The sequence below is a fragment of the Mechercharimyces mesophilus genome, assembly GCF_059818345.1.
Window position 1 is genome coordinate 1,074,398 of the sequence record NZ_JCBAPH010000001.1, and the last position, 12,207, is coordinate 1,086,604.

The window sequence follows — 12,207 nt, forward strand, 5'->3', positions numbered from 1 at the left end:
TGCCCCTACTGTCCCTGTGGGAGTCGAACCGAAAATGTCGTACCTTGCCTGGGAAGACTGGTAACTTCTATACCTCCCCCGTGCAACTCCACCATTCTTTTCACAATGGAAAGACCCAGTCCGCTTCCTCCAATTTGCCGCGTTCGCGCTTTGTCCACCTTATAAAATCGATCAAATACAAATGGCAGATCTGCTTCGGGAATACCGATCCCGTTATCAGAAATGGAGACTTCGATCCTCTCTTCTTCCAGTATCACTACCCTAACACGAATAACCCCGTACTCTGGAGTATATCGGATGGCATTCGTAAGAAGGTTAATCCACACTTGCTGTAAGCCATCGATATCGCCCAGGATGTAAACGTCGTCTGTCTCTAGTACAATCTCTTGATTCTTTTCACTCCATTTCGATTCCAGACTTACGAGCACTCTACGCAATTGTTCATCCAAACGGTAACGTACAGGATGAATAGGAGGATTCTCCAGATCCAACGTAGCCATTTCCAACAAATTTTTGGATAGTTGAGACATCCGTCTACTCTCTTCTTCAATAATCGAAAGATACTTCCGTACTTCCTCCCTATCCTCCCATTCATTCTCCTTCAAAATCTGCGCAAACCCTTGAATCGTACCCAATGGTGACTGAATTTCATGTGAAACATTTGCTACAAACTGTTGTCTCATGGTATCCAACTCTGCTACCTTCGACGCCATTGAGTTAAAATGATTGATCAATTCGCCTAACTCATCTTTACGCTGGGTCGGAATTTTTTGCCGAAGATTCCCTTCTGCCATCCGTTTTGTTGCTTGCGTCAAATGATGAATAGGCTGGATGAGATAGGAACTCAGTAGAAAGAAAAGGAGACTCCCAATAACCAAAATGAAAACCAAAATCAAGAGCAATACTCTTTGAAACCCTTTAATAGGCTGAAAGTCCTTTCCTACTTTTAAGAAAAGAGCAGACGCCCTTCCTTCATCCTCAAAGGGAAGTCCAATGATCAATTTCGGTGGTGTGGAATCATTACGATAAACGCTACCTTCGAGAACGTTATTCATCCTGTCATCGGAAACATTCCAATCGGACGCGGGGGCTCCAAAGTACAGGTTTTGTTTCCCTTCCCTAACAACAAGAAAATCATAATGCAGGAGCGACAAATTACTCAGATATTGATCCAATTCAGCATCAGGTTCATTTCTAATCGCCTGGATCACCTCATTACCGGCATCAATCATGTTCTCATAGTACTTATCTTTTTCAAAAGACTCATATACGTAAGAGATAAGGAAGAAAGCTGAACTTAAACTTAAAACAATCGCTATCAAGAAGGTTAGAACCAGTTTGGTATAGATACTTTTCATGGCTCCTGTACCTCAATCCGATAACCCAGACCACGCACGGTTTTTATCCTCACGCATTGACTACCACTTCTCAATCGCTCGCGAATCCGCTTGATGTGCACATCCACCGTTCGTTCATCTCCTTCAAAGTCCAGTCCCCAAATCTGTTCAATCAGCTGCTCACGAGTAAAAATCTGATTCGGATAGCTGGCTAACCGAAATAAAACCTCAAACTCTTTCAATGGAAGGAGAAGTACCTTCCCGCTATGAGTGGTCAATTCTCGTGATTGGAGATCCAGATGAATGTCTCCAAATGGAAGCTTGTTTGCCGTCTGAATCTGAGAACGCCTTAACAAGGCCTGTACACGCAGGATAAATTCGGTTGCTTCAAAGGGCTTCACAATGTAATCATCCGTTCCTTGGCGAAACCCTTTAATTTTATCCTGTGCCGCTCCCCTTGCTGTTAGCATAATAATGGGTATATCATAGCTGGATCGAATGGACTCACATAACTCATAACCATCCATGCGAGGCATCATGACATCGATAATAGCCAAGTCGACCACTTCTTTTTCCAAAATGTCCAATGCCTCCTTTCCATCTCTCGCACTGAGAGGTTGGTACCCTTCTTTTCTCATATGGAAAGAAAGAAGCTTTACCATGCTGGGATCGTCATCGGCGATTAAGATTTTTATCATGGGTGGTTTATCCCTCCTTTATCTCCGTAGAGACGATTTCACATTTCGTATTGTAAATAGACTGTTTGATCTCATTCAAAGTAGTAACGGACACCTGAATACGATCCAGGTGTCCGTTACTTTCTGTCTTGTTATCATATCACTTAAGTGTTGTATCAGGGTGGAAATATATCTGTTAAGGGTGAAGCAAGAGCCGTTCATTGTTCTTTTGATACTCCTCTTTCTCCATACTCGTCAGATGATACTTTCCTTGCGCCCAATCTTCTACTTGATCATCGTACCAGGGACTTAAGGGGTGACCGGATTGGCCGGGCCCGATTACATTCATACTTTCCTCTATTCTTCCCAGATCAATGACTGTGCGCCACGATGCACCATGCACCACTTCACCATCCTCCTCATAGCGGGCAGCCACTACAGTCTCTCCACTTCCCCGGAAGGCTTGGGGTTCTGGATTAAATAAAAGATGAAGAGGCTTCACAACTGCTAACGGGTGTTGAAATTGAACGGTATGGTATTCTCCCCACTCCCAATCGGTAAAGTCTTTTCCTTGCAGGTCGGTAGCTCTTTTAACTGCTCGCTCCAGCGACCTCGAAGCAAGTTCCGGTAACCCTCCTTGTTCTCGAATCCAGGGACCTGGATTTCCCGAATGAGCGTCCACAATTAACCGATCGACTGTACGACTTTTCTTTTCGAACAATTTCATCATTTCTTTATCAATTTGCCCCTTGAAAAGTTGGGTTTCCAATTCATCCATCCACAAATGGTAGAGAAAAGGTGCGCCATCATCTCTACCCTCTTCATAATCCCATTCTTCTAATAAGGTGATCGCTTCCGGCATTCGCTCACGCCTATTATCATCATACGCCTTCCATTCTTCTAACAATATGGGGAGAAATTCTTCTGCGTGTCGATTCTTCGCATCCAACTGCAAGGCCCGGCTATCCGAGAGGGTCCAATCATCTTTTTGGCGTAACTGCTCTGTAATCCGCTCATACCGATAAGGACCTGCCCACGTATTGGATATATGGTAAGCATAAGAATCGTCGGTTACTTTGTTATTGGCCGTTGCAATAAAACCTTCTTCTGGATTGACTATGGTGGGCAGTTTCTCCCATGGGATATAGCCATCCCATTCATATTCATCTGTCCATCCTGGAACGGGGAGCAGTCCATCCCCTCTTTTGCGAATAGGGATCAACCCATTGGCGCGATAAGCGATGGTTCCTTCTTTTGAGGCAAACACAAAATTTTGTGCAGGCGTGTGAAAGTGCTCAAGAGCGCTCTTAAATTGCTCCCAATCGGTCGCACGATTAAATTGCAGCACTGCCTCCATCTCATTTGAGGGATCCAATGCTGTCCAGCGTAGCGCCAGTGCCGTTTCTGCAAGATCATGATCGATAAAATCCGAAATGATCGGACCATGCCGCGTAATGTGAACCTCATGTACCACGGGCTCTTGGTCCTTCACTTGTATCACTTCTTCGATGGTCTCTACTTTCTCCCATTCGCCGTTGTAGGCCACTTCAGAAGGGTTGTTCGGGTTTCGCCTCTCGATATATAAATCCTGAACATCTGGTCCCACATTGGTTACTCCCCAAGCGATGTCCTGATTATGGCCAAGGAGAATGCCTGGGACCCCTGCAAAAATCACCCCTGCTACATTCACATCAGGGGAAGATAGATGGGTTTCATACCAGATAGACGGCGTGCCGATATCCAAGTGAGGGTCATTAGCCAATAGAGGTGCACCTGACTTGGTTTTCTCCCCCGCTATCACCCAGTTGTTACTTCCATTCCACTCAGAGGGGATCTTAGCTGAAGAAAGACTGCTGTAGAGGTCGATGGGATGATCTTTTATAGCTTGTACAATGGTCTCGGCATCTGCTGGATAGGCAGGAAAAAGATCATATGCTTTTTCTTCATCAAAGGTTTGTAAGAGATAATAGCGAAATGCTTGGCCTTCCCAATGCCCACCCAAATCATACGCCATGTATTTGCTAATGGAAACAGAGTCCAAGATGCCCCATTCCTGCGGCTCGTAACCGAGGATGCGAAATTCAATGGGGAGGCTACCCGTGTCGACAGCTTGTTGAATGTAGGCATTTATCCCTTGGGTATATGAAGTGAGTACTTGTTTTGCCTCTGCTGAGTACAGAGAGAGGGAATCCTCCGCCGCTCGGCGCAAACCCAGCGTACGAAAAAACTGATCCCGTTCCAATGTCTTTTCACCGATGACTTCGCTTAATTGGCCCGAAGCCTGCCTACGACTCAAATCCATTTGAAAAAGACGATCCTGCGCAGTAACAAACCCTTGTGCAAAGTAAAGGTCTTCGGAGTTTTGCGCCTCAATGTGAGGAACACCAGACGCATCACGCCAGACGGAGACTTCCTCCTGCAAGCCATCTATTTGAATTTCTCCTTCTGTTTGTGGAAGGCTCGTGTGTAAGAGCCAATAGCCATAGGCCATTGGTACCGTGATAAGCAAACTACATAGAATCACCCCGATGATAAGAAATCTCCAGCCTTTGCGCTGTGGGAGCCAGCGTACCCTCTTACTCCTCTCACTTGTAACCGCTTTCATCTGTCTTCTCCCCCCTTGTCCCATCTCTCTGCCCTCATACCTAGATACAATATTATAGGCTGAAAAATGCATCTTATGTCTTCTTTTCTACTCTCGGTCGTTTACTCCCTGTAAGGATGAGCAACTCTTTGTACACAGAAGGCAGGAAAGTTCGGTCGGTAAGAATGATCAAAGAAAACGGATACCCTCATCAGTCCCCATGGTAACCATATCCGTCATTTGTATAAACAAGCCGGATTTAATGACACCTGGGATGAGTTTCAGCTCCTGTTCAAGTTGCATCGGGTCCGTGATTTCCCCAAGAGCGCAATCCAACAGGTAGTTACCGTTGTCCGTTATATAGGGGCGATTCCCTCTATAACGGAGGCGAGGATTTCTCCTTCTTCATCCGGATTTGTGTTGGGATAGTGCTTGAATACATGCTTCTCGGATAGCCCATAGTTGAGCGAAATCATAGTCGGTTTTCGTCTCTCGGATCCACTGACGTAGGAACTGCTGATGGCGTTCTATTTTATAGGAAGCGATTTGCTCCGGTTCGATTTCTTCCTCATAGAGCAAAGAGGAAAAAGGACTTTCCTTTCCTTCTACTTGACGTGTATAATCTTGCCTCTCACTATCTAATAAGATGTAGCAATGTGCCTCTGGTAGGTAAGTTAATCCATGAGTATGGAGAACTTGTCCAACACCCGGTGTATTTCTTTCATTCATCTCATAAATTCCCAAAACAAGTGAGATCGGCAAAGAGAGCTCTTTCCCTAAGCGAACAAGCAACGCATGCTTACTACTGCAAGTGCCTCGTTGCTCCTTTAGTACGGCCAATGGATCTAGAGGATTCGTTACTCGCTCGTATGGAAGCGAAAGAATCCACTCTTTAGCTCTTTTAAAGGTGAAGATTCCTTGCTGACGGAAAGCGGTGGAAATGGCTTCATGACTATCGATCGCACCTTCGTTTTTCATCGAATGCAGCCCCTCTCAATGGAATAGCAAATAGATAAAAGTAAATAGAAGCCGGCTTTATAGTTAGTCTCCCATAAATTCAAAGGTACCATTTTTAAAACAGAAAGACTAGCCGAAGGCTTCGATAAATGAGGGTATCATTGGCCCATACTTTGCAGCAAAATGATAAAGCGAGTCGGCCACCCTATTTTCAAATCTAAGGAGGGGTTTCTCGATTTCTCACTGTGTGCTACATTTGTCGGATGCAGAGAAGAAGGAGAAGGGATACAGTTCCCCTCCTCCTTCTTTTATAATAAATTATTCTTCAAAATCCTCGATCACAACGAAGGGACGCATCATTTCCCAGTCTTCGTGCTCAATGATATGGCAATGGAGCACGTATCTACCACTAAAGGGGCCATAGCGTGCAATAATCGATGTGACTTGACCTGGATTGGCTCGAACGGTATCTTTGAAACCTCTTTCATTGGGGTCTGGCGGAATTTTTTTCGATGTAAAGACCAATTCTCCCGTTTGCGTAAACCGATTGACATCGTAGTTTTGTCGATACAAAATCTGAAATTCTACCAGATGAACATGTATGGGATGCGAATCAGGAGTCGTGTTAATCAAGCGCCACACTTCAATGGAATTGAGTGTGGGAGTGATGGTTGGAGGGTCTGCGAAGGGTGTATTGTTTAGTAAGAGCATCAATCTCCCAAAGGAATCAGTTGACTCGTCTAGTGTAATGTCACGAGTTGCTTCAGAATCTGATTTTCTTAGCGGTGTAATTCTACTAAGTACGCTGGGTATCCGACTGCGATCCTTACTCGAAAGCGGGAGCGTTACGCGAAATTGCATGAGTACATTGGTGTTATTGTTAACGGGGGTGCCAGTAGGAAAAGGTGTAGGGGCATCATTTGTAATCGTAATCGTTTCCCCATGATGTTGCGAGAAATCAAGGATGACGTCCGCCCGCTCAGCAGGTGCTAAGAGAAGCTCCTCCACTCGCACAGGTTTGGCAAGGAGACCTCCATCAGACCCAATCTGAATAAAGGGCTGTCCCGAACTTAACCGCATACGAAAGAAGCGAGCATTGGCGAGATTTAATATGCGAAAGCGATATTTTCGTGGTTCTACATTAAGAAAAGGATACAGTTTCCCATTCACAATAATATTGTCACCAAAAAACTCAGGAATAATGGAGGGCACAATTCCCGATGGATTGGGAATAGGCTGATCCGGATAAAAAAGAGAGCCATCGGCGTTAAAGGTTTTGTCTTGTATGACCAGAGGGAGTTCAAAATCTCCTCGGGGCAGATCAAGCGCTTGCTCTTGAGGACTTCGAATAATGTAGAAACCAAACAGACCCGCATACACATTCAATCGAGTAAGGGCAAACGCATGGTCATGGTACATCAGTGTAGTGGGACGTTGCTCATTCGAGTATTCAAACTCATCTGTGAAAAATGCAGGGCCAACATGTGTAAGGTCCTTTGAATACCAAGCAGTAGGAAATCCGTCATATACCGCTTGGGTGCTTCCCCCATGGAAATGGACAACTGAAAGCCCTGTAGTAGGCAGAATCTCTTGCTGTGCTGGGGTAAGAACCGTCGTATCCACAGGCAGAAATTGTTGATCAGGAAGCTGATTGATCCATTTCACGCGCACGCGTTCATTTCTTCTTACCTCAAATGTCGGGCCAGGATAGATTCCATTGTACCCCCAGATGGTAGTCAGAGGAAGCGATTGATCAAATTGATGCTTCCCCTCCCTCATCTCTACATGATAAGACGTAAGGGACCTAGTTCTTTTGCGAGGTTGGATCGTAGGCGGGATCGGAAGCGGGTTAATGAACTTCTCGAAATTCATTTTAGTCATCTCCTCGGATGCTCTATTTCTCCTCTCGCTAATATGAAGGTATGCCAAACCTTTTTGTACATATGTTTCTTCATTCGTTGAGACAACTTTTGCGGCATTAACGCCCTCTTCATCAACTCTTTAATCAGATTCACTAAAATTCGAAATTTATTTTTGTATACTCATAAGTGGAACAAACAAATCACTACGCCTGGAGGGGACCAAATGTTTGAAAGAAGTAGTAAAAGAAAGTATGTGCTCGTTGTTGGTCTGACACTTCTTCTACTGACATCTGTTGTATTACCTTTTTCCTTATCGTCCACTACGGAGGTAGAGGCTACCGAAGATTCTTTTCGCTTTGTTGTAATGGGAGATAGTCGGGGCTCTCATGATGGGATTAACGAAAACACATTGCGCTCTTTGATGGAAGATGTTCGTTCGCTTGAAAAACAGCCTTCTTTCCTTCTGTTCACAGGGGATCAAGTGTATGGGGGTTCCGATGTAGAGAGTGAATTGTACGATTGGAAAGACATTGTCGACGACTATTATCCGATGAATATGATTTATCCTTCGCTTGGCAACCACGAAGATGATGAAACCATTTTCAGTCGTGTTTTTTCCCACCTTCCTTCTAATCAGTTAAACGGCTACAAACGTTCTGCTTACTACTTCGACTACGGCAACACGCGCATCATTACCCTAAACTCCGACCGTAAAAACAGTCGTGGTTCCTATGTCGTTTCCTCATCGCAACGAGCGTGGTTAGAAGGTTTATTACAGGACAATCCACAAACCCACACTTTCGTCCAATTTCATGTCCCTGCTTATCCAATCGGTTCGCATTATGGTTATTCCCTCGACCGTAGCTCTTCCGACCGTGATGCATTGTGGGATCTTTTTGATCAATATCAAGTGGATGCTGTACTAGTCGGCCATGAACACAATTATAACCGCCGCATCATCGACCCCTCTTTTAGCGGAAATGGATACACCTTTGAACATGAAATCCCACAGATCACCCTTGGTGGAGCGGGTGCCCCTCTGAGCAGTACCGTCCGTGACAACAACAATGTAGAAGTGGGTCCGCTACGTCAATATCACTATATGGTGGTCGATGTAGAAGGAACGACTTCTACCTTTACCGTCTATGACACCCATAACAACGTTCTCGATTCCTTCGTCATTGAAAAAGGAGACGATACCCCTCCATCTAACGAGACAACTGTCTCGTTCCAAAACGGAGTCTCTCCTTCCTCTAGCTACGATGGCATGGATGATACCATTTTGTATCAATATCGTCCGGACACAAACTATAGCGACTATAACCTCTACCTCGACGGTGACTACCCCTCGAATACATCCAGCAATTTGTACAGTTTGCTTCGGTGGAATCTATCCAGTATCCCTTCAGATGCCCGTGTGGTATCTGCCAGCCTAACGTTGAACATTACCAACAGTAGCTGGGATTCCTACTCCATGTATGACATGAAACGCGCATGGGACGAGGGCGAAGCTACTTGGAATCAATATGATGCAGGCCGTTCTTGGTCAGAAGCCGGAGCATGGGGAGCTAGCGATCGTGGAGTCTCTTCGCTCGGTACCATCTCCTCTACTCAATCAGGGGCACAAACCTTTCAACTAGATGAACAGGTACTTGCCCTGTTGCAAGATTGGATAGAAAATCCGCAACAAAATCATGGTCTGCTACTAGCTGATCCCTCTTCTGAAGACGGACTCTATTTTTCCTCCAGCGAAGACGGAACAGCCACACAAAGACCCAAATTGACCATAACCTATGAGTAAAGCATCTTCGGCATAGAAATACATCTTCTTACAAATACCCCCCTGCTCTCTTATAACAAGTAGCAGGGGGGTATTTCGCATACTAGAGCTACTAAAATGATCTCATCTCCCGAACAGAATATCCGCTCTTACCCCCTTCCTGTTATCACCTATTTAACATACAATACATCGAACATCCTTAACTACTTTCATTTCAAAGGAGGTGACTCCTTTGTTGGCTGGGTTGTTTGCTGGAGAACTGGGATACTGGCTTCTCTACGGAATCGTTGGCCTGGCTCTTTTGAGCTATACTGCTTACTTCTCTCTTCTTTCTGTCTTTTGATACAAAGTGACACACAGAAATGGGATACGGTGACGGCTATGGCGTTACGATGGTCTGTCAAAACCTTTCTGTGTGTATTTCTCATGCTTTTCAGGAGAGAAACCCAATCATATAAAAAAGCTGGTCCTCCCCAGAGAGAGAACCAGCAACCGATTTCTTTGCTATTTTCTAATCAAGCGCTTTTTCCATTTCATTTAGCTTCTGTTCAAATGCAGCGAGTGACTCTTGAATCGGTGAAGAAGTGGTCATATCCACACCGGCTTTTTTCAGCACTTCAATCGGATAATCAGAACTACCCGCTTTTAAGAACTGAATGTAGCGATCCACTGCGGGTTGGCCCTCCTGTAGAATCTTGCGCGATAAGGCAGCAGCGGCGCTGTAGCCCGTTGCATATTGATACACATAGTAATTGTAATAGAAATGCGGGATACGGGCCCACTCCAACCCGATCTCGCCATCGATGTGTGCCTCTTCCCCAAAGTACTTGTGGTTTAGTTCCAGATACGAAGCGGTTAGCATATCTGGGGTAAGAGCTTCCCCGATGGCTGCTTTTTCATGAATGAGGTGTTCGAACTCCGCAAACATGGTTTGTCGGAAAAACGTTCCCCGGAAAGATTCTAGATAATGGTTAATTAAATAGAGACGTTTGCGGGGATCATTTGTCTGCTTCAACAAGTATTCCAACAACAGTTGCTCATTGCAGGTAGACGCCACTTCCGCTACGAAGATCGTGTAATTTCCATACGGATAGGGTTGTTCTTTGCGGGTGTAATAGCTATGAATAGAGTGGCCAAATTCGTGAGCCAAAGTAAAGAGGCTATCCAGGTTATCTTGCCAATTCATCAGGATGTAGGGATTGGTGCCGTAAGTCCCGGAGGAATAGGCACCGCTCCGTTTACCTTTGTTTTCATAAACATCAACCCAGCGATTTTGAAAAGCTTCTTTTAAAATAGAGATATACTCTTCGCCCAGCGGTTTTAACGCTTCTAGTAGGATCTCTTGGGCTTCTTCATAAGTGACTTTGTACTCTACTTCTTTAATGAGTGGAGTATAGAGGTCATACATGTGCAGTTCCTCTACATCCAGCACCTGTTTCCGTAAAGCGATATAGCGATGCAAAAGCCCCAGGTTTTGATTACACGTTTCCACCAATTGATCGTAAACTTTTTCTGGAATATGGTTATTACTTAATGCCGCCTGACGTGCAGAATCAAATTTACGTATGCGCGCTTTTACATTGTGGCTCTTAATCTGTCCACTTAGCGTACTAGCAAATGTATTGCGGTATTTGCCATATGTCTCGTAAACCGCTCCAAAAGCATCTCTCCGTACCCGGCGATCACTGGAGTCCATCAATTGTTTGTAACGTCCGTGTGTCACCTGAATCGACTGGCCATCCGATCCTTCTATCTCAGGGAAATCCAAATCGGCATTGTTAAGCATAGAGAATGTGGAGCTGGAAGCGCGTGTCACTTCAGAAAGCTGGGCTAAGATACCCTCTTCTGCTTCTGACAATACATGCGGACGTTGTTTATTTAATTCCTCTAACTCTTGCGTATAGAGCCGCAGGTCAGCGTGTTCTTTAAGAAAGCGCGCGATTTTCTCCTCTGAAAGCGACAAAATCTCCGGCACGATATAGGATAGGTTGCTAGATGCTTCTGTTAATAAGCCTTTGGCTCGATCATCCAAGGATTGATAGACGGAATTGGTGGTATCTTGATCAAAGCGCATATGTGCGTATGTAAAAAGTCTTCCGAGACGTTCAGATAGCGCATCACGAAATTGAAGTGCAGCATAGAAGTCCGCAGCGGAATGGCCAAGCTTCCCTTTGTACTGGCTACTCTTTGGAATCAAAGCTTGGAGCTTCTGAAACTCTTCTTCCCATAGTTCATCTGTCGCAAAAATATCTTCTAGTCGCCAAGTATCCTTCTTCTCTATTTCATCACGAGTTGGGAGTTGACTTGTTTTATTTTGATCTGTCATGGGTATCCTCCTTGTAATTCAGGCTCTATAAGTATCTTATCGTTCTTCGGCTTTGATTTCCAGGCAGAAACTTCCCGCTTTACTTGTTTATACGCAGACGGGCCCCTGATTATTTCTGAATGATGGAGATTGTCTCTGCGGTATGGGGCGTAGTATCAATCCAGAAGCGTTTAATTACACTTCCATCCTTTTCTGTTTCAATGGACTCCAATACCCCACCATTGTTTACGATGGTTTTCTCTGACCCTACATTCCATTCATCACAGATGACCAAAACACGGGTTAAGTGAAGCTCCCCTCTCGCCTTCTCTAAGGATAGAGTTAACAACGTAGTGGCATATCCTTGTCGGCGTTGACTCAGACGAATGCCATATCCGATATGTCCCCCACTTTTTCGTAAATGCTCCGTAAGCTCATGCCGAATATTTACCACTCCTATGACAAGTCCATCTTCACGCACGAGCCAATAGGTAGAGTGTGGAACAAAACCCTCTGGAATGCCAATTCCCTGAGCTGCCTCATGGAGTGATTTGACCATTGCAGGAAAATAGGTAGGGTCCTTTTCAATGACCCACGGCGTCATATCTTCACCACTAGTAAGCCATTCATGGTAAAAGGATTTGTATTCTTTCTCGAGATCAACAGTTGGTTGGACTAATCGAACAGTACCTTGACTCATCATTC

8 protein-coding genes and 1 pseudogene are annotated in these 12,207 nt (G+C 44.9%); 1 reads left to right on the plus strand and 8 read right to left on the minus strand.

Features of this window, described 5'->3' with window-relative positions; translation table 11 throughout:
• Positions 1 to 5 precede the first annotated feature (5 nt).
• The 6 genes and pseudogenes from AC6RGY_RS05455 to AC6RGY_RS05480 form a co-directional block, all read right to left on the minus strand.
• Positions 6 to 1,358, minus strand: a complete 1,353-nt coding sequence (locus AC6RGY_RS05455) for a HAMP domain-containing sensor histidine kinase (RefSeq protein WP_499860317.1) — start codon at positions 1,356 to 1,358, stop codon at positions 6 to 8.
• Positions 1,355 to 2,035 (minus strand): response regulator transcription factor, encoded by a 681-nt coding sequence (locus AC6RGY_RS05460; RefSeq protein WP_499860318.1) that lies wholly within the window; start codon positions 2,033 to 2,035, stop codon positions 1,355 to 1,357. Before AC6RGY_RS05460 ends, AC6RGY_RS05455 begins: the two co-directional genes overlap by 4 nt.
• A 175-nt stretch (positions 2,036 to 2,210) precedes the next feature.
• Entirely contained in the window at positions 2,211 to 4,619 is a 2,409-nt protein-coding gene (locus AC6RGY_RS05465; protein WP_499860319.1) for a penicillin acylase family protein, read from the minus strand.
• A 168-nt stretch (positions 4,620 to 4,787) separates the two neighbouring features.
• Positions 4,788 to 4,982: pseudogene (locus AC6RGY_RS05470) on the minus strand (ribose-5-phosphate isomerase A); the annotation flags it as partial.
• A 21-nt stretch (positions 4,983 to 5,003) separates the two neighbouring features.
• Positions 5,004 to 5,576 carry a hypothetical protein gene (locus AC6RGY_RS05475; RefSeq protein WP_499860321.1) on the minus strand — a complete coding sequence of 191 codons (573 nt, stop codon included), beginning with the start codon at positions 5,574 to 5,576 and terminating at the stop codon, positions 5,004 to 5,006.
• Positions 5,577 to 5,873: 297 nt separating this feature from the next.
• Complete coding sequence (locus AC6RGY_RS05480; protein WP_499860324.1) at positions 5,874 to 7,427, minus strand: multicopper oxidase family protein; 1,554 nt, start codon at positions 7,425 to 7,427, stop codon at positions 5,874 to 5,876.
• Between the two features lie 213 nt (positions 7,428 to 7,640).
• Here AC6RGY_RS05480 and AC6RGY_RS05485 point away from each other — a divergent pair, with 213 nt between their 5' ends.
• Complete coding sequence (locus AC6RGY_RS05485) at positions 7,641 to 9,218, plus strand: DNRLRE domain-containing protein (RefSeq protein WP_499860327.1); 1,578 nt, start codon at positions 7,641 to 7,643, stop codon at positions 9,216 to 9,218.
• A 490-nt stretch (positions 9,219 to 9,708) separates the two neighbouring features.
• Here AC6RGY_RS05485 and pepF read toward each other — a convergent pair whose 3' ends face one another.
• Together pepF and AC6RGY_RS05495 are read right to left on the minus strand one after the other, a co-directional pair.
• Entirely contained in the window at positions 9,709 to 11,523 is a 1,815-nt protein-coding gene (gene pepF, locus AC6RGY_RS05490) for an oligoendopeptidase F (protein WP_499860328.1), read from the minus strand.
• Between the two features lie 109 nt (positions 11,524 to 11,632).
• Positions 11,633 to 12,202: a GNAT family N-acetyltransferase gene (locus tag AC6RGY_RS05495; protein ID WP_499861469.1), complete on the minus strand. Its 570-nt coding sequence runs from the start codon at positions 12,200 to 12,202 to the stop codon at positions 11,633 to 11,635.
• Positions 12,203 to 12,207 lie beyond the last annotated feature (5 nt).

Bases quoted from the DNA above. Each gene is read 5' to 3' on its own strand.
- AC6RGY_RS05485 (WP_499860327.1), top strand. From the start codon at position 7,641: ATGTTTGAAAGAAGTAGTAAAAGAAAGTATGTGCTCGTTGTTGGTCTG.
- AC6RGY_RS05475 (WP_499860321.1), bottom strand. From the start codon at position 5,576: ATGAAAAACGAAGGTGCGATCGATAGTCATGAAGCCATTTCCACCGCT.
- AC6RGY_RS05480 (WP_499860324.1), bottom strand. From the start codon at position 7,427: ATGAATTTCGAGAAGTTCATTAACCCGCTTCCGATCCCGCCTACGATC.
- AC6RGY_RS05495 (WP_499861469.1), bottom strand. From the start codon at position 12,202: ATGAGTCAAGGTACTGTTCGATTAGTCCAACCAACTGTTGATCTCGAG.
- AC6RGY_RS05455 (WP_499860317.1), bottom strand. From the start codon at position 1,358: ATGAAAAGTATCTATACCAAACTGGTTCTAACCTTCTTGATAGCGATT.
- AC6RGY_RS05465 (WP_499860319.1), bottom strand. From the start codon at position 4,619: ATGAAAGCGGTTACAAGTGAGAGGAGTAAGAGGGTACGCTGGCTCCCA.
- pepF (WP_499860328.1), bottom strand. From the start codon at position 11,523: ATGACAGATCAAAATAAAACAAGTCAACTCCCAACTCGTGATGAAATA.
- AC6RGY_RS05460 (WP_499860318.1), bottom strand. From the start codon at position 2,035: ATGATAAAAATCTTAATCGCCGATGACGATCCCAGCATGGTAAAGCTT.